Annotated in this window: 14 protein-coding genes; 9 read left to right on the top strand and 5 right to left on the bottom strand. The window is 67.8% G+C overall.

Going from position 1 to position 18,263, the window contains the following annotated elements:
• Positions 1 to 12: 12 nt before the first annotated feature.
• From V7S63_RS13160 to V7S63_RS13145, 4 genes are all read right to left on the bottom strand, one after another.
• Positions 13 to 1,461: a UdgX family uracil-DNA binding protein gene (locus tag V7S63_RS13160; RefSeq protein WP_336530540.1), complete on the bottom strand. Its 1,449-nt coding sequence runs from the start codon at positions 1,459 to 1,461 to the stop codon at positions 13 to 15.
• Entirely contained in the window at positions 1,461 to 2,708 is a 1,248-nt protein-coding gene (locus V7S63_RS13155) for a putative DNA modification/repair radical SAM protein (RefSeq protein ID WP_336530539.1), read from the bottom strand. Before V7S63_RS13155 ends, V7S63_RS13160 begins: the two co-directional genes overlap by 1 nt.
• Positions 2,709 to 2,936: 228 nt before the next feature.
• Entirely contained in the window at positions 2,937 to 5,627 is a 2,691-nt protein-coding gene (locus V7S63_RS13150; RefSeq protein ID WP_336530538.1) for an EAL domain-containing protein, read from the bottom strand.
• Between the two features lie 79 nt (positions 5,628 to 5,706).
• Positions 5,707 to 7,185: a FecR family protein gene (locus tag V7S63_RS13145; RefSeq protein WP_336530537.1), complete on the bottom strand. Its 1,479-nt coding sequence runs from the start codon at positions 7,183 to 7,185 to the stop codon at positions 5,707 to 5,709.
• Positions 7,186 to 7,448: 263 nt separating this feature from the next.
• On the opposite strand from V7S63_RS13145, the gene V7S63_RS13140 reads away from it, so the two are divergent.
• Positions 7,449 to 9,209, top strand: coding sequence for a ShlB/FhaC/HecB family hemolysin secretion/activation protein (locus tag V7S63_RS13140; RefSeq protein WP_336530536.1), 1,761 nt, complete (start codon positions 7,449 to 7,451; stop codon positions 9,207 to 9,209).
• A gap of 247 nt (positions 9,210 to 9,456) precedes the next feature.
• Here V7S63_RS13140 and V7S63_RS13135 read toward each other — a convergent pair whose 3' ends face one another.
• The gene (locus V7S63_RS13135) at positions 9,457 to 10,431 is read right to left on the bottom strand and encodes a LysR substrate-binding domain-containing protein (protein ID WP_336530535.1); all 975 of its coding nucleotides are present in this window, start codon (positions 10,429 to 10,431) and stop codon (positions 9,457 to 9,459) included.
• A gap of 138 nt (positions 10,432 to 10,569) precedes the next feature.
• On the opposite strand from V7S63_RS13135, the gene V7S63_RS13130 reads away from it, so the two are divergent.
• From V7S63_RS13130 to V7S63_RS13095, 8 genes are read left to right on the top strand one after another with little or no spacing between them, the layout of a single operon-like run.
• Positions 10,570 to 12,072 carry a sugar ABC transporter ATP-binding protein gene (locus tag V7S63_RS13130; protein ID WP_336530534.1) on the top strand — a complete coding sequence of 501 codons (1,503 nt, stop codon included), beginning with the start codon at positions 10,570 to 10,572 and terminating at the stop codon, positions 12,070 to 12,072.
• Positions 12,069 to 13,070: an ABC transporter permease gene (locus V7S63_RS13125; protein WP_336530533.1), complete on the top strand. Its 1,002-nt coding sequence runs from the start codon at positions 12,069 to 12,071 to the stop codon at positions 13,068 to 13,070. Before V7S63_RS13130 ends, V7S63_RS13125 begins: the two co-directional genes overlap by 4 nt.
• The gene (locus V7S63_RS13120; RefSeq protein ID WP_336530532.1) at positions 13,067 to 14,032 is read left to right on the top strand and encodes an ABC transporter permease; all 966 of its coding nucleotides are present in this window, start codon (positions 13,067 to 13,069) and stop codon (positions 14,030 to 14,032) included. Before V7S63_RS13125 ends, V7S63_RS13120 begins: the two co-directional genes overlap by 4 nt.
• The gene (locus V7S63_RS13115; protein WP_336530531.1) at positions 14,029 to 14,985 is read left to right on the top strand and encodes a TMAO reductase system protein TorT; all 957 of its coding nucleotides are present in this window, start codon (positions 14,029 to 14,031) and stop codon (positions 14,983 to 14,985) included. Before V7S63_RS13120 ends, V7S63_RS13115 begins: the two co-directional genes overlap by 4 nt.
• A 13-nt stretch (positions 14,986 to 14,998) precedes the next feature.
• Positions 14,999 to 15,886: a polysaccharide deacetylase family protein gene (locus tag V7S63_RS13110; RefSeq protein ID WP_336530530.1), complete on the top strand. Its 888-nt coding sequence runs from the start codon at positions 14,999 to 15,001 to the stop codon at positions 15,884 to 15,886.
• A gap of 21 nt (positions 15,887 to 15,907) precedes the next feature.
• A complete protein-coding gene (locus tag V7S63_RS13105) occupies positions 15,908 to 16,741 on the top strand; it encodes an aspartate dehydrogenase (protein WP_336530529.1) in 834 nt (277 codons plus the stop codon).
• A gap of 22 nt (positions 16,742 to 16,763) precedes the next feature.
• The gene (locus tag V7S63_RS13100; RefSeq protein ID WP_336530528.1) at positions 16,764 to 17,549 is read left to right on the top strand and encodes an SDR family oxidoreductase; all 786 of its coding nucleotides are present in this window, start codon (positions 16,764 to 16,766) and stop codon (positions 17,547 to 17,549) included.
• Positions 17,550 to 17,563: 14 nt separating this feature from the next.
• A complete protein-coding gene (locus V7S63_RS13095) occupies positions 17,564 to 18,256 on the top strand; it encodes an RraA family protein (RefSeq protein ID WP_336530527.1) in 693 nt (230 codons plus the stop codon).
• The last annotated feature ends 7 nt before the right edge of the window (positions 18,257 to 18,263 follow it).

The raw sequence follows: 18,263 nt of genomic DNA, 5'->3' as shown, positions 1-18,263 counted from the left end.
CGTTGGCCCCGGTCAAGCCGCTCTCGGCAGGCGCAAGCCCGGCGCGAGGCGGCCGACATGCTTGAGATCGTCGAGGAAGCGCCGGGTCTCGTTTTCTTTCGCCTCCTCGTCCGGCAGGCGCAGCAGATATGACGGGTGGACGGTCGCCAGCAGCGGCGTCCCATCCGGCAGCGCAAGCTCGCGCCCACGTGCTGCCGCCAGCGGGCCGGCATGGCCGGTCAGCGCCTTGAGCGCGGTCGCGCCCAGCGCCACCACCAGCTGCGGCTTGACGAAGCCGAGCTCGAGATCGAGCCAGAAGCGGCAGGCCTTGACCTCGCCGGCATTCGGCTTCTCGTGGATGCGCCGCTTGCCGCGCAGCTGGAATTTGAAATGCTTCACCGCATTGGTGACATAGGCTCGGGTGCGATCGAGCCCTGCATCCGCCATGGCGCGATCGAAGACCTTGCCGGCCGGGCCGATAAAGGGCTTGCCGGCGAGATCCTCATGATCGCCCGGCTGCTCGCCGACGAAGATCACCGGCGCATTGCGCGGGCCTTCGCCGAAAACCGTCTGTGTCGCATCGCACCAGAGATCGCAGCGCCGGCAGGAGCGCGCAGCGAACGCCGCATCCTCCCAGCTCTCGATTGCCGAAAGGTCGGCAGCGGCCAGGTCCGGCGCCGGAGCAGGCCGTCGCTTCTGGGGTGATGTCGGCGCGCTCATGATCATCTCCTGCGTTCGCCTGGCGGCATCGGCGATCAGGGGAGCAATCAGTTCGGCCTCCGGGAGGTTCCGCCAGTATTTCACCGGCATTTCGGCCTTCATCGCCTTCGGCTTCAGCCGGGCCGGGTTGAAGATGCTGGCGTAATAGGTTCGCCACCACTCCTCCATCGCATCACTGGTCGGCGCCTGCGCCCGCGTCGCCGCCTCGCCGAGCTTGAGTTCGCGCCCGTCCCAGAGCAGCGTCCCGCGCGGCGTCAGGATCGTCCAGCGCATCGTCGTGAAACGCTCGACGAAGAAGGGCGCGACCTTCTCCAGGATGTGATGCTCGGGCTCGAACCAAGCGACGAAGGCCTCGCCGCCCTCCCCGTCATCGACCTCGCGGAAGCGCACGAAGGCGGTCATCTTGTGCATGTCGCGCCGGACCGAGCGCGCCAGCGCCTCGGCGCGATGGACGTCGTGATCGGAGGCGATCTGGAGCAGCTCGCGCTCCTCCTGCAGGCGCCAGAGCAGGCGGTAGAGCAGGTCGAAGCGCGCGGGATCGCTATGGCAGATCACCTGCTGCGCCAGCCCGACGAAGGCGCGCGGCACGCTGAGCGCCCTGCCGTCGCCGCCCTCGACCACATCCTCGCCGAACAGGCCGGTGTCGTGATCGCCGACGCGCCAGTCGATCGCCGAGGGTGCGACCAGCGCTTGAGCGAAGCGCCGGGCGAAGCCGCGCCAGCCCTCGAAATCGGCTGGATGGGACAGACGCGCGACGTACATCAGAGCAGCGCCAGTTGCTGCGGCTTCGGCGCCAGCTGCGCCTTCAGCCGCTCGCCGTCGAGCGCCGAGCCCGGCCGCCAATCGCTGGTGACGATGAACTGCCGGAGCACGCGCAAGGAGCGCACCAGCCGCCCGACATCCTCCAGCCTCAAGCTCCGGAAGCGGCGCATGGCGAGGATGCGATCGACGCTGCGCGTGCCGAGCCCGGGAATGCGCAGCAGCATCTCGCGCTCGGCGCGGTTGACGTCGACGGGAAAGCGGCCGCGATGGCGCAAGGCCCAGGCGAGCTTGGGATCGACGGAAAGGTCGAGCATGCCGCCCGGCGCCGCATCCATGATCTCGTCGACCTCGAAGCCGTAGAAGCGCGTCAGCCAGTCGGCCTGGTAGAGGCGATGCTCGCGCATCAGCGGCGGTTCCGACAGCGGCAATTGCTTCGACGAGTCGGGGATCGGGCTGAAGGCGGAGTAATAGACCCGGCGCAGGCCATAGGCACTATAGAGATTGGCGCTGCGCTGCAGGATGGTCGCGTCGGTGGCATCGTCGGCACCGACGATCATCTGCGTGCTCTGCCCGGCCGGCGAGAAGGCCGGCGCCCGTTTCGAGCGCTCGCGCTCGGCGGCGGCCTCGTCGATCCTGAGCTTGAGCCCGCCCATGGCGCTGCGGATGTCGAGCGGCTGCTTCTCCGGCGCAAAGCGCTTGAGCGAGGTTTCGCTCGGCAGCTCCACATTGATCGAGACCCGGTCTGCGAACAGGGCCGCGCGGTCGATCAGCTCCTGGCTCGCGCTCGGGATCAGCTTGAGATGGATGTAGCCGCGGAAATCGTGATCGAGCCGCAAGCTCTCGGCGACGCGCACCAGTTCGCCCATGGTGTAGTCCGGCGAGCGGATGATGCCGGAGGAGAGGAACAGGCCCTCGATATAGTTGCGCTTGTAGAAATTCAGCGTCAGCGCCACGACCTCCTCGACCGAAAAGCGCGCCCGCTGGACGTTGCTCGAACTGCGGTTGATGCAGAAGACGCAGTCATAGGAGCAGAAATTGGTCAGCAGAATTTTCAGCAGCGAGATGCAGCGCCCGTCCGGCGCATAGGAATGGCAGATGCCCGAGCCCGTGGTCGAGCCGATGCCCTTCCCACCGACCGAATGGCGCTTCGCCGTCCCGCTCGACGCGCAGGAGGCGTCGTACTTCGCGGCATCGCTGAGGATTTCCAGCTTCTGAAGCGTGGTGAGCTGCGCCAAGCAAGCCTCCATGTTCACTATATGTTCTATCATGACGCAAACGCATCCCGTCCGCCAGAGGTTCCAAAGCGCACGATCGTCGCAGCCTCGCTCTCAGGTGGTTGGATGTTCCGCGCTAATCGCCATCGCATCGGCGATGCGCCAGGAGCTTTCGTTGACGAACTGCCGGCAACCGGACGTTCCTACGCCGGCAGACCAAGAGCGAGCTTTCGTCAGGCCAAGTCAGGCCGCCAGCTCAAATCACGCGACGGACCGACGCGCCAGAAACAGCTGTTCGAATTCAGGCGCGGGAAGAGGCCGGCCGAAGTGATAGCCTTGCCCTTCGTCGCAGCCCATGCCCTTGAGGCGATTGGCCGTTTCGAGGTCCTCGATACCTTCGGCGATGATCGAGAGGCCGAGTGAGCGGCCGAGATCGATCGTGGCGCGGACGATGGCGGCGTCGCCGCTGTCATTCAGCAGCTGACGCACGAAGGTCTGGTCGATCTTCAACGTGTCGAGCGGGAACGCCTTGAGATAGCTCAGGCTGCCATAGCCGGTCCCGAAATCGTCGAAGGCGATCTTGACGCCGCGCGCACGGATTTCGCGGAACGTCTTCTGCGCCTTTTGGGCATCCTCGATCAGGATGTCTTCGGTGACTTCCAGTTCGAGCAGCTCCGGCGCGAGGCCGGTTTCGTCGAGAAGCGTGGCGACCGTGTCCTGCAGCTCGCTGCCCTGCAATTGCGAGGGCGACAGGTTGACGCCGACCCGGACCGGCGTGCCCGCCATCTGCCATTGCCGGGACTGCTGGCAAGCCGTGGCCAGAACCCAGTTCGCAACCGCATCGGATAGAGGAGAATTGTTCAGCACCGGAATGAACTGCCCCGGCGGGATCAGCCCGCGCACGGGATGGCGCCAACGGATCAGTGCTTCCGCCCCGATCACGCTCCGATCCGAAAGGAGTACTTGCGGCTGGTAGAACAGCTCGAACTGATTTTTCTCGAGGGCAAGGCGGAGCTCGGCTTCGAGCGCCAGTTGCGACGCGATCTTGTCGCGCATGGCAGCTGCGAAACCGATCGGTTGCTCGTCGCGGGCCAGTATGGCTGCCTCGAGCGCCAGATGGGCGTTTCCGATCAGGTGGTCGGCACTCCAGCCTGATTCTGCCACGGCATAGCCGATGCGTACCGCCACCCGCTGGCGCCATTCGCCGAAGACAAGAGCAGCAGACCCAAAATCACGCGCAACGTCATTCGCCACTGCTGCTGCGAACTCCTTGGGCGCAAGCAGAGCGAACTCGTCGTCGGCGAAACGAGCGGCCTCGGCATCGGCAGGCATCAGCGCGCGCAGCCGTGCGGCGAACGCGATAAGCACCTGATCAGCGAATTCCCGGCCATGGATGTCGCTGAAGTGATGGAAGCGGTCGATGCCGATCAAGATCAAGGCCGATACGGGCGCGCCGCCTTTATCGAACTCTGCTGCCAGACGCTCTGCGAGCGCATGCCGGTTGAGCAGCCCGGTCAGGTCGTCATGCTCGGCCAGATAACGAATCCGTTCGCGCTCGCGCTGCTTGATGGTGATGTCGCGCAGGACGAGGCCGAACTGACGCCCGTCAGTGCCCTGCCAGCTGGAGACGCTCGCCTCGAGGGCAAAGCGCTCGCCGTTGCGCCTGAGCCCGACGAGATCGAGGACGTGGTCGTCCACCGCCGCGGCATGCTGCAGGCGGGCGAGTTGCTCCGGGTCGGCAAGGCAGGCCGTGAAAGGCTTGCCGAGCGCATCCGCCTCCGGATAGCCGAAAATCTTGGCCGCGCCGGGGTTCCAGAAGACGATGCGACCTTGATCGTCGAGGCAGACGAGCCCATCGCCCAGCGACATCGCGATACGCTGGAAGCGTCGTTCGGCGATCCCGCGCAACAGCCCGCGCAAGTCGATTTCGTGAAGCGCGATGGCGATCAGATAGGCGCCGAGCAGAAGGAGCCAACTGCTCGTGTCCACGATGATCGGCCAGGTCGTCTGGATGAGGAATGCCCCGACCTCCAGTGAAGCTGCCGCCCACAACACGATGGCGACGCGCGCCCTTGCGCTGGTGCGCCGCCAGAGCACGACCATCCCCATGAGAATGGCGACTATGCCGACGAGCGACAGCGGCAGGCCGGTGCTCTGCAGGGCGCGACCTTGCAGCAGCGATTCGGCAGCCAGCAGTTGCAGCATGGAGCCCGGGATGACGCGGCCATTGGGGACGTTGAAGCGGTCGCCGAGTTCGACGGCCGTTCCGGCGACGATGACCTTGCGCCCCTTGAGGCGCGCCAGTGCCTGTGGCTCGCCGTCGAGGACCGCGATGTAGGACACGGCCGGTACCGTATCGGTGCCGATGCTGAAATCGATGCGGAACGGTGCGCCCTGCTCGTCATGGCGGCCGACCAGCAGCGCGCCGAACGACGGCAGGAACTCGCCGATGCGTGCGCCGAGACCATAGCGGCGAACCAGCCCGTCCGTCTCGGGCAGAACATTCACCACGGCCGACCAGCTGTGAGCCGCGAACTCCGGCAATGGCCGGTTCACATGCAATGTCAGCCCGCGATTGAGGTCGCCGGCTCTCTGCTGGAAGGTCGGCAGCACGACGGAGCCACCGGCCTTCGCCAGCGCCTCCGCGAAAGCCGCGTCGTCGACGGGATTGGAGCGGGCGCTGAAGTCGACGTCGAAAAGGATCTCGGTGGCGCCTGCCGTCTCGAGCTGCTCGATCAGCTTGGCATGATGGCGGCGCGGCCATGGCCAGACGCCGATTCGCGCCAGCGAGGGGGCGTCAATCTCGACCAGCGCTATGGTTTCGCTGGCCGGACGCTTCGGCCAGAGGAAACGCTTGTCGCTGATGAGATCCGCGAATGCTGCGGGCAGGCCGACCAGCCAGGCCAGCGCAAGCAGCCCGCAGGCAATCAGGTGTGGCCGATACAGCGTCACGTCCGTCTGCCACCCTGCCGGGTATCGAGTTCAGTCATCCCGACCCTAGCGCGGAAAAGCTGACGATTTCGTCAAGACATCAGCGCCCGAGATTCACCCTCACGCTGAGGCCGCCGAGGTTCAGCCCGATATTCACGCCACCGGCACCATTGCCATTGCCGTTTCGACCACCGTTCCCGCTGCCGCCGGCATTGTTGCTGCCATTGCCGCTGTTGCCGCCAGCGTTGCCATTACCGTTTCCGTTGCCACCGCCGTTCCCGTTGCCGCCGGCATTGTTGCTGCCATTGCCGCTGTTGCCGCCAGCGTTGCCATTACCATTTCCGTTGCCACCGCCGTTCCCGTTGCCGTTGCCGTTGCCGCCGGCATTGTTGTTGCCATTGCTGCTGTTGCCGCCAGCGTTGCCATTGCCGTTTCCGTTTCCGCTGTTTCCGGCATTTCCGGGCTTGCCGCCGCTGTTCCCCCAGCCGTTTCCGTTGCCGTTCTTGCCATCGGCATTCCCGTCGCGGCCATTGCCGCGATTGTTCCCCGAGGCATTGCCGTTGCCGGCGTTGCCTGAGGCATGGCCGTCGCCGCTGTTGCCGCGGCCGTTCCCGCCGACATTGCCATTGCCGTTGTTACCGCTGCCATTGCCGATGCTGCCGGGGCCGCTGGACTTGGCGTTCGCCTGGCCGTTGACGCTGGCCAGAGTCTGCGCAGCCTCGGAGCGACCGAGCTCCGAACTGCCGACGCGCTGGACATTGTTCGAGTTGCTGCCGGCGGGCGACAGGTCCTCGGTCGACCAGGTCGTGCCCTGCCTGCGCCCGGAGGCATTGGCTGTCGCATCGGCATTGCGCGCCAAGCCCTTGGTCACCGCCTGGACGTTGACATTGACCTCGCCCAGCGCCGTGCCGATGCGTACGGTCCCGCCGCTGCTGGAAACAGCGCGGTGCGAAGGCTCGCCGGCGCTGGCCCGGCGCTCCTCCTTGCCTGCCGCAGGCGGCCGCGACAGGCCGTCACGCGGGACGGAAATCGCGCGGATCGAGGGGGTGCGCGGCGCTCCCTGCTGGATCGGATTGAACTGCCCGCTGCCGGAGAACCTGAGGCCGGCGGCCCCGGTTCCGGCCACGCTGGCGGCCTGGCCGGGCTGGACCAGCGCGAACTGACCGGAGCGGAAATCCGAGACCTGCACCTGGCCGCGCTGAACGTCGACCTTGGCGCTGCCCGAGGTCACGGTGACGCGGAACTGCGTGCCCTTGACCACGGCGGCGAGGAAGGGGGTCTCGACCTCGAAATGCTGGACGTTCTTCTTCTCCACGTCGAGCAGGATCGAGCCCGCCTGCTGGAGGATGGTCGAGCGACCCGAGCCACTCGTCGTCGGCACGGCGACCTGCGCGTTCGCCGAGATCAGCATGCTTTCGGCGCCGCGGACCAGGAGGACGCGGCCATTGCGTCCGGTGCGGATGGTATCGCCGGGCTTCAGCGTCGTGGCCTGGCCGAGCGAGACCGGCTGCACGCCGGCCCCGGCGATCCAGGCTTCGCCCGAGACCTTGCTGACCTGCCAGATATTGTCCTCCGCCAAAGCCGGCCTCGGGCTCAACGCTTCCAAGAGGGCCAAAAGGCCCGCAGCGAAGAGTATGCGGATCGCTCGCGGCATGGGTAGGCGGTCTCCATCCTGGAGGTGAAAGCCAGCTATGCCCCTTTGCTAACAGCCAGTTCTGAATTCTGACTTAGCGTAGTCGTCTATAATCGAAGGCCGTATTAAGCTTTGATTAACCATGTCTATTTACCGATTTTGGTGGGGTGCAGGCTGGCTGAGCCCAAAAAGGCGGATGCGTACTGGGCATGGCACGGCGGCGGGCGGACAAGCTGTGCAGCGACAGCTTGCGGGCAGCGATACTTCTGCTCTCTCTGTGTTCGCCAGTCTTGATCGCACCGGCGCATGCCCAGGGCAGCCTCCGTCCGGTTCCGCCAATCCAGCCCAGTGACCAGGGTCTCGAGCAGCGGCGGGCCGAGCGGCTGCAGGAAACCCAAACCGGGATCTCGGTCCCGACTGCCAGATCCGCGCCCGACCAACCGGCCGGCGAAGACCGGGCGCTGTTCACGCTTGCCGCGGTGAGGATCGAAGGCGACAGTCCACTCGATTCCGGCGATATCGCTGCCGTCTATCGGGACAGGCTCGGCAGGCCGATCTCACAAACGGGCCTCGCCGCCCTCGCGAACCAGATCGGCCAGCTCCATCGCGACGCCGGCTATCATCTGACACGCGCGATCGTCCCGCCCCAGGACATCAAGGGCGGCATCGTCACGATCCGGATCATCGCCGGTACCATCAGCGAGCTCGTGGTGCAGGGCGACGAGGCTAACCGCTTCGGCACGCGCCGCATGCTGGCGCCGATCAGCGAGGAGACGCCGGCCAGGTTGGAGACGCTCGAGCGCCGGCTCCTGCTCGTCAACGATCTGCCGGGCGTGCGCGTCAAGGACACCACGCTGGAGGAGATCGGCACCGGTACCGGACGCTTTCGCCTGACCGTGATGCTCGACAGCTGGAGCGTGTTCGTCTCCGCGGGCTTCGACAATGCGGCTTCGAATGCCGTCGGCCCCTGGCAGGCCTATTTCGGCGCCGCGCTGAATTCGCTGCTCATCCCCGGCGATACGCTGGCGGTCAATCTCTCATCGGTACCGGGCTCGACGCGGGAGCTCCGCTATGGCCGCATCTCCTATGACGCACCGCTCGGCGGCGATTGGCTGCGGGTCGGCGTCTCGGCCTCGCGCAGCGTGGTCTGGCCCGGCGACCTGCGTCGCCTCGACCGTGTTCGGTCCGATGCCGAGAACCTGGAGGCCAGAGCGACCATCGTCGCATTGCAGACACAGCGGCAGTCGCTCTCGCTCACCGCAGGGTTCGGGCTGAGCAACGTCACCGAGGAGAGCGCCTTCGGCGTCAACTACCGCGACCGCCTGCGGATCGCGAGCCTGACCGCCGACTATCGCCTTCGCGATGATTGGCAAGGGACGACCTATGCCACGCTCGGCCTGCGCAAGGGCCTCGGCATCGACGGCGCCTCACGCCGCTACGACCCGCTGCTCTCGCGCTTCGACGGCTCGGGCAACTTCTACGCCCTGCAGGGCGCGCTGACGCGCTATCAGGGCCTTGGCGGCAACTGGTCGATGAGGCTTGCGGCCTCCGGTCAGGTCAGCTCCGAGGCGCTGCTGATCTCGCAGCAATTCTATCTTGGCGGCGCCGCCTTCGGCCGCGCTTTCCAGAGCGGCTGGCTCGCCGGCGACAACGGCATCGCCGGTTCGGCCGAGCTGCGCTACGACTACCGGCCGGCTCTGTCTTTCCTGAAGAACGTCCAGCTTTTCGGCTTCGTCGAGGGGGGAGCCGTTCGCAGCTATGCGGTGCCGAAAGACATCGTCCAGTCCCTCTCCGCGGTGGGTGGCGGCGTGCGCCTGCGGTTCAACGATTCCGTCGAGGCGGGCCTCACCGTTGCTGCACCACTGAGCTACAATTCGCCCAGCCGAGGCGGCCGCGGCGCAACCGTCCTGTTCTCACTCTCGACGGTTCTGAAGGCTTGTCCCGAGCGAAGCGAATGGCGCTGCGGATAAGCAGCCCCGACCTGCCCTGACCATCTTGCGATGGCGGAACATGCGTGTTCGCCGCCTCTTCATGGTTCACGGCCTGTGCGGCAGGCAGTACCTGCTGCATGGCAGCGGCAGCGCGGCGTCGCTCGGAATATCCGTTCCAAAAGAGATGACTTGATTTGAGACGCACGCAAGCGCTGGATATTCCCGCGCTTTTTGCTCTTCTGGTCCCGCCTGATCACAACATCGCCAGCCGCCACCCTTCGCCCTGTCAGGCCGGGATGAGCTTCGGTGGATTGCCGCGAACTTTGAACGACTCCTTCAAAGCCCAGTTCCTGAAACCTTGCACGCGCGGATCGTCGAAACGGCTTTCGTGGATCAGGAGGTAATATTCTCCGGCGCTGTCGAGCTCGCTGGTCAGCGGAACGGTTAAGCCGCGCATGCCCTCCTCATGCGCCAGGATGATGTCCGGCACCAGGGCAATGCCACGGCCCTGGCGCGCCGCATCGAGCGACATGAAGAAATGCCCGAACTGCAGCGTTTGCTCGATCTCGACCGCCGCGCGCACGCCGTGAGCCTTGAGCCAGTCGGGCCAGGCATGGCGGCGCGTCGAGGTATGGATCAGCGGCCAGCGCACCAGATCGGCCGGAGTGACGTCCGTCTCACCTAACAGACCCGGTGAGCAGACCGGGACCAGCCGATCGGGAAAGAGTTCGTCGGCATGGACCCCGTCCCAGCGCGTCAGCATGGATAGCTCGATCCGTGGCTGGTTGCGCTCGTAATGCCGACCCGGCAGGCGGCCGACGCGGATCGCGACATCGGCCTCATGGGCGAGCAGATCCGCCGGCTCGATCGACGAGACGACGCGCAGCTCGATCTGCGGGTGCAGGCTGGTGAAGAGGTGAAGCCGCGGCATCAGCCAGACCGAGGCGATCGTCGGCAACACCGACACCGTCAACGTCGCCCTGTCCTTGCGCCGACTGAAGCGGCCGGCGGCGCGCTCGAGCTCGTCGAGCATGCTCTCGACGCTCCGGAAGAACTGCTCGCCCTCGGCGGTGAGCTCGATCCTGCGGGTGAAGCGGCGGAACAGCTCCTGCCCGAGATGGAGCTCGAGCTCCTTGACCTGCCGGCTGACGGCGCCCTGCGTCAGGCTCAGCTCCTCGGCCGCCTTGGTGAACGACAGATGGCGCGCAGCAGCATCGAAACCGCGCAGCGCATTCAATGGCGGCAGACGCCTCTTTCGCATGCAGCACCTCTCTCATGCATGAGACTAGATCATGCATGAGCGCCGAACAATTCGTTTGTGACGACCGGGCGACGGCTTCATCGTCTCGTCAACGCCGGACCTGCCCTGGGCAAGGCACCGGTGAACGGGGAACTGCCGATGACGATCGAGCCAGCGATCGCGCTCGCCATGCGCGACATCGCCAAGCGCTATGGCGCGACCTGCGCACTGCGCAGCGCCGACCTGACCTTGCGCGCCGGCCGCGTCCACGCTCTGCTCGGCGAGAACGGCGCCGGCAAATCCACCCTGGTGAAGATCATCGTCGGCGCGGTGAAGCCCGATAGCGGCAGCGTCGCTCTGTCCGGGAAGCCCGTCGCCTTCCGCTCGGTGGCCGAAGCGATCGCCGCCGGGATCGTGCCGATCTACCAGCATCTGAGCCTGTTTCCCGAGCTCTCCGTCCTCGACAACCTTTCCGCCTTCCAGCTCGTTGCCGGCCGGGCCGGCCTCAGCCGCAAGGCGCTGGTGCCCCGGGGCGAGGCCAAGACCTGGCTCGCCCGCGTCGGGCTCGACCTCGATCTCGACCGCGCGGTCTCGTCGCTCTCGCTCGGCGAGCGCCAGTTGCTCGAGATCGCCCGCGGCGTCGGCCGCAATTGCCGCATACTCGTCCTCGACGAGCCTACTGCAGCGCTGAACGGGGCCGAGGCCGACCGGCTCTTTGCCGTGGTCCGCGATCTCTGCGCAGGCGGGACAGCCGTGCTCTTCATTTCGCACAAGTTCGACGAGATCGAGCGCCTCGCCGACGAGGTCACCGTGCTGCGCGACGGCGCCACCGTGATCGACGCAGCCCCGATCGGCCGGCACGACCGCGCCACGCTGGTCAAGGCGATGCTGGGCATGCAGGTCGAGCACGAGCACCGTTCGGGCAGCGCCCGGACGGAACCCGTCCTGACGACAACCAATGTCCACATGGCGACTGGCCATAGTCTCGACCTCTCGGTAAGCGCCGGCGAAATCGTCGGCCTCGCGGGCCTGGTCGGCTCCGGCGCGCTCGCCATCGCCGCGACCCTGGCCGGTGCCGCTCCCGGGCAGGGCGAGATCGCCGTCGGCGAGCAGAGTTTCGCCCTCGGCGACCGGCGCGCGGCCGTCCGCCTCGGCGTCGCCTATGTTCCGGCCGACCGCCATGCCGAGGGGCTGTTTCCGCCGGTCAGCGCGATCGGCAACGCCTCGGCCAGCGCGCTCGGGCGCTTCTCCGCCCGCGGCCTCCTCGGCAAGGCACGCGAGCGCAATGCGATCGAGCCGCTGCTGCGCCGCCTGCACCTGCACCCGGCCCGCCCCGATGCCGAGGCCGCGAGCTTCAGCGGCGGCAACCAGCAGAAGCTCCTGATCGCGCGCTGCCTCGCCTTGCCGAACCTGCGCGCTCTCGTCCTGCTCGAGCCGACGCGCGGGGTCGATGTCGCGGCCCGCGCCATGATCCACCGCGCCGTCATCGACATGGCCCGCACCGGCGTGGCCGTTCTGGTCGCATCGAGCGACCTCGATGAGCTCACCGCGCTCTGCGACCGCTACCTCGTGGTCCGGGACGGCTCGATCGCGCAGGACCTGCCGGGAGATGCCTCGACCGAAACGATCATGGCCGCGCTCGCCGGAAAGGCCGCGGCGTGAGCAGCTTTCCTCTCGGCGACCGGGGCCCGCCCAGCATGCCTGCCATCCTGCGCCCGCCAGCCATCCTGATCGTGACCGCGCTGCTCTTCGGGCTGGCCGCCCTGGCGGTGCCGCGCTTCGGCACGCTCGGCAATATCGAGAACGTGCTGCGCATCGCCGCCATCCTCGGCATCGTCGCCTGCGGCCAGGCCATCGTCGTCATCCTCGCCGGCATCGAGTTCTCCTTCGGTGCCTCGGCGGCGCTGGCGAGCGTCGTCATCGTCATGGCTCTCCCGACGGCCGGTGTCGTCGGCGCCTTCCTCCTTGGCGCGTTGCTGATCGTGGGTGTCGGCATGGTCAACGGCCTGCTCGTCGCGCGCTTTGCCGTGCCGCCGGTGATCGCGACGCTCGGCATGCTGATGATCGCTTCGGGTCTCGCGGCCTGGCTCGCCGGCGGTCTGCCGATCGATGCGCCGCCCTCGGACGCCTTTTCCTTCCCGGCCCGCGGCCGCATTCTTGGCATCCCCGTCCCGATCCTCTGCGCCGCCGTCGCCTTCGCTCTGTTGCATGTCCTGCTCGCCAAGACCCGGCTCGGACGCGGCTGGTATCTGGTCGGCGCCAATGCGACGGCCGCCAGGCTCGCAGGGCTTTCCGTGCCCCGCCTCGTCTTTGCCGGCTATGCCGTGGCGGGCCTGTTCTGCGCGCTCGGCGCCGTCATCCTGACCAGCCGCGTCGCCTCGGGCCAGCCCATGCTCGCGCCGAACCTGCCCTTCGAGACCATCGCCGCCTGTGCCGTCGGCGGGCTGCCGCTCGGCGGCGGGCGCGGCAATGTGCTGCAGGTCGCCTGCGGCGTGCTGATCGTCGCCATGCTCAACAACATCGTGGTGCTGCTCAACCTGCCGACCGCCTACCAGCTCATCCTGCTCGGCGCGCTCGTCGTCGCTGCCGTGCTGCTGCAGCGCGACTGGGCCTTCCTCGGCAACGCCGCCCGCATTCTGATCGGTGGGAGGCGCGGATGAGCGCCGCCATCGCCCCACGCCTGCTGGTCGCGCCCGCCGGCATTCTCGCCGCCGGCCTGATCTTCGCCGCGGTCGCGCCCGGCTTCCTCTCGCTCGGCAATGCCGCCAGCATCGCCGGCCAGGCCTGGGTCCTCGTCCTGCTCGCGACCGGCCAGATGTTCGCCCTGGCGGCCCGCGGCTTCGACATCTCCGTCGGCGCCATCGCGGCGCTCGCCGGAACCCTCGCCGCAATGGCCGCCAACAGCTTCGGGCTGGCCGGCCTGCTGGTCGCTCCCCTCGTGGGCCTCGCCTGCGGCACGCTGAACGGCTGGCTGATCGGCCGTCTCGCCTTGCAGCCGATCGTCGCGACGCTCGGCTCGCTGGTCGCGTTGAAAGGGCTCGCTTTGCTGGTCAGCGATGACGGCCAGGCCGTACCGCTCACCGAAGCCGGCCAGGCCACCAGCCTCGCCTTCGACCCCGTGCTCGGCCTGCCGCCGCTGGCCTGGCTCGCCCTCGTCTGCGTCCTCGGTGCCAAGTTTCTCCTGAGCCACGCCACGCTCGGCAAGCGCATCCTGATGCTCGGCGCCAATCCCGAAGCCGTCGGCCTGGTCGGCGCCGATGCCGGCGCGCTCCAGATCCGCGCCTACCAGCTCTGCGGCCTCTTCGCCGGGCTCGCCGGCGCGCTGATGACGGCCAGGGCCGGCGCCGGCCTGCCGACCGAAGGCGCCGGCATGGAATTGCAGGCGATCGCCGCCGCGATCATCGGCGGGACCGCCCTGTCCGGCGGCGTCGCCAACGCCCTCGCCGTCGCTGCCGGTGCCTTCTTCGTCCAGGTCGTGCTGACCGGGCTCAACCTCACCGGGGTCTCGCCCTTCCTGGCGCAGGTCACCGTCGGCCTCGTCATCCTCGGCTCCGGCCTGATGGACACCGCACTCCGCTCGCTTTTTTCCCGCAACCGCCAGACCAAGGAGATATCGCCATGACGTCCCTGACCCGTCGCAGCCTCCTGCTTGCCTCCATCGCCGTCGCCGCGCTGGCGCAGCCGGCCCTCGCCCAGGAGAAGACGATCGGCATCGCCGTGCCGAACCTCGCCTCCTCCTTCTGGATCTCGGCCGTCTACGGCATGGAGAGCGAGGCGAAGGCGAGCGGCGCCACGGTTCTGAAGCTCAATGCCGGCGGCGACGCCAACGCCTCGCAGCAGATCGCCCAGGTGCAGGACCTGATCCAGCGCAAGGTTGCGGCGATCGTGATCGGCGCCACCAATGGCGACGCGGTGAAGCCGATCGTCGAGCGCGCGATCGAGGCCGGCATCCCGGTCGTCGGCATCTCCTCGCCGCCGAACACGCCGAAGCTCGCCTCCCTGGTCAGCGCCGACCATGCCGACATGGGCAAGCTCCAGGCCGAATGTCTCGCCAAGGCGGTCGGCGGCAAGGGCACGGTCGCGATGATGGCGGGCCCTGCCGGCCAGGCCTGGTCGGACCTGCGCGCCAAGGGCTTCCGCGAGGCGCTGGCCAAGGCGGCGCCCGACGTCAAGATCGTCGCCGAATCCCGTCTCGCCGACAACCGCAACGCTGCGCTCGGCACCGCCGAGGACTGGACGCAGCGTTTCCCCGACCTCGCCGGCATCTATGCCGCGACCGACGACATGGCCGCCGGCGTCGTCTCGGCCTTCAAGTCGGCGAGCAAGCCTGTGAAGGTCTCGGCCTCGAACTTCAGCCCCACCGCCCAGCAGATGCTGAAGGACGGCGACATCGCCTGCACCTCGATCCAGCAGGTCGTCGCCCAGGGCAAGGCCGCGATGGCGCAGGCGCTGAAGGCCGCGGCGAAGCAGCCGGTCGAAGCCCGTGTCGTCATGCCGGCGCTGCTGGTGACGCGTGACAACGTCGCGACAGTCGATCTCTCCTCGGTCGTCGCCCCGACCGATTATCGCCCCTGACGGACGCACGCTCATGCTGCCCAGCCCCGGACGCTTCCCCTACTCGCCCATCGTCGACCGGCCGGACTTCACCTGGCCGGGCGGCAAGCGGCTCGCCGTCTATGTCGCGCTCTGCGTCGAGCACTTCGCCTATGGCTCGGGGCTCGGCCTGCCCTATTCGCCAGGGCTCCAGCACCCCAACACCTACAACTGGGCCTGGCGCGAATACGGCAACCGCGTCGGCGGCTGGCGGCTGATCGAGCTCTTCGACGAGTACCGCCTGCCGCTCTCGGTGCTGCTCAACACCGAATGCTACGCGCACTGCCCGGAGCTGGTCGCAGCCCACCGCCGCCGCGGCGACGAGATCGTCGCCCATGGCCGCACCAATTCCGAGCATCAGAACGGCATGGAGATCGAGGCCGAGCGGCGGCTGATCGCCGAGGCGACGCAGGCGATCGCGAGCCATGAGGGCGCTGCGCCCTCAGGCTGGATGAGCCCGGGCGCCCATCCCAGCGCCAGCACCGAGGACCTGCTGGCTGAAGCCGGCTACGCCTACACCATGGACTGGCCGATGGACGACCAGCCGGTCTGGCTGAAGACCAAGGGCGGGCCCCTCTTGGCGATGCCCTATCCGCACGAGGTCAACGACGTGCCGATGGTTGTACTGCATGACGGCACGGCGCAGGCCTTCGCCGACATGGCGATCGACAATCTCGACGAGATGCTGGTCCAGTCCGAGCAGCAGGCGCTGGTCTACGGCATGACGATCCACACCTTCATCGTCGGCCAGCCTTTCCGCATCCGGCAGTTCCGCCGGGTGCTCGACCATCTCAACAAGCATCAGGACCGCATCTGGTTCACCACGGCCGGCGCCTGCGCGCGCCATTACGCCAGCCTCTTCCCGGCTCCTCAGGCCGGCTGACGACAAGACAAGGAAACGCCCATGACGTCCCCTTCCGCACCCGGCGCGCATCCGCGCCGGCGGGTCGCCATCGCCGGTCTCGGCGCCGTCGGCCTCAAGATCGCCAGCGTGCTCGACCAGGGCGTGCCCGGCTGCGAACTCGTCGCCGTCTCCGCTCATGACCGCGACAAGGCGCGCGAGCGGCTCTCGCATCTCTCCCGGCCGATCCCGGTGGTGGCGATCGAGGAACTCGAAGCACTCGCCGACATCGTCGTCGAATGCGCCCCGGCCGCGCTGCTGTCGGCCATCGCCGAGCCCTTCCTGCGTGCCGGCAAGACGGTGATCGTGCTGAGCTCCGGCGCCATCCTCTCGCATGAGGGCCTCATCGAGATCGCCCGCGCCCACGGCGGCCAGATCGTCGTGCCGACCGGCGCGCTGCTCGGCCTCGATGCCGTCACCGCCGCGGCCGAGGGCGTGATCCGCTCGGTCCGGATGATCACGCGCAAGCCGGTGCGCGGCCTCGTCGGCGCGCCCTATCTCATCGATAACAACATTACCCTCGACGACGTGACCGAACCGACCCGGGTCTTCAGTGGCACGCCGCGCGAGGCCGCGATCGGCTTCCCGGCCAATCTCAACGTCGCCGTCGCGCTCTCGCTCGCCGGCATCGGGCCCGACCGGACGACGCTGGAGATCTGGGCCGATCCGGCGCTGACCCGCAACACCCATACGATCGAGGTCGACGCCGACTCAGCCAGCTTCTCGATGACGATCGAGAACGTGCCGAGCGACAACCCGAAGACCGGCCGCATCACCGCGCTCTCGGTCATCTCCTATCTGCGCAAGCTCGACGCTCCCCTGCGCATCGGCTCGTAAGCCGGACTCACGAGGAACCATCATGGATCTGGGAATTGCTGGACGCACGGCGCTCGTACTGGGTGCCGGCGGCGGGCTCGGCCGCGCCATCGCCAGGACGCTGGCTCGTGAGGGAGCCAAGGTCGCGCTCGCCGACATCGACGAGACGGCGCTCGCCGCCAGGGCCGCTGACCTCTCCGCTCTGGGCGCACCGCATCTGGCGCGGCGCTGGGACATCGGCCGCCTCGACGAGGCCGACGAGCATCTTGCCGCGATCGCCGAGGCGCTCGGGCCGGTCGACATTCTCGTCAACAACACCGGCGGTCCGCCGCCGAGCCTCGCCGCCGGCGTGCCATCCGAGACCTGGACGGCGCAGTTCCAGGCGATGGTGCTCTCCGTCATCGCGCTCACCGACAAGGTGCTGCCGGGCATGCGCGAGCGCGGCTTCGGGCGTATCGTCACCTCGACCTCCTCGGGAGTTGTCGCTCCGATCCCGAACCTCGCCATCTCGAACGCCTTGCGCCTGTCACTGGTCGGCTGGTCGAAGACGCTGGCGCGCGAGGTCGCGGCGTCCGGCATCACCTGCAACGTCATCCTGCCGGGGCGGATCGCTACCGACCGCATCCTCTTTCTCGACGAGCAGAAAGCCAAGCGCGAAGGCCGGCCGCTCGCCGACATCGTCGCCGAGAGCACGGGCGCGATCCCGCTCGGCCGCTACGGCACGCCCGAGGAATACGCCGACGCCGTCGCCTTCCTCGCCAGCGCCCGCGCCGCCTACATCACCGGCTCGGTCATCCGGGTCGATGGCGGCTATCTCCAGAGCATCTGAAAGGATCTGAAATCATGACCGAACTGCCCCAGCGCGACGCCATCTGGCGCGAGGACATCCGCCGCCGCTTCCTTGCCGTCGACACCTCCAACGTCGCCGACGTGCTCGACACGCTCGGCCTGCCGGACCAGGGCCTCGCACCGCAATTTGCTCCCTACCCCGCGACCACCGGACAGCTCGCCGGCTTCGCCTATACCATCCGCGGCCAGATGACGCCGTTCCCGCTCGGCGGTGACGCCGAGAAGATGAAGGCCTGCCAGGGCGTCTCGCCCGGCGAGGTCACGGTCTGGAGCGGCGACGGCGAAGGCATCTGCTATTTCGGCGAATTGATCGCGATCGGCATGAAGGAGAAGGGCTGCGTCGGCGCGCTCGTCGACGGCGGCATCCGCGACATCCGTTGGATCGGCGAGCAGGCCTTCCCGGTCTATGCGCGCTACCGCACGCCGGTGCAGTCGATCGGCCGCTGGAAGGTCAACGCCAGCCAGGTCCCGGTGCTGATGCGCGGCGCGACCAGCCGCTATGTCGAGATCAAGCCGGGCGACTTCATCCTCGCCGACGATGACGGCGCCATCGTCATCCCGGCCGAGCGGATCGAGGAGGTGCTGGCCGAAGCCGAGCGGCTGACCGCCGTCGAGGTCAACATCCGGCGCGAGCTCTCGCGCGGGCTCTCGCTCGCCGATGCTCTGGCGAAATACGGCCACGTCTGACCGACTA

Origin of the sequence: Allobosea sp. CCNWLY174 (genome assembly GCF_037120455.1) — a bacterium.
Taxonomy (GTDB): domain Bacteria; phylum Pseudomonadota; class Alphaproteobacteria; order Rhizobiales; family Beijerinckiaceae; genus Allobosea; species Allobosea lupini.
Note: the sequence above shows the minus strand (reverse complement) of the source record. Positions and strands in the feature narration are given on the sequence as shown.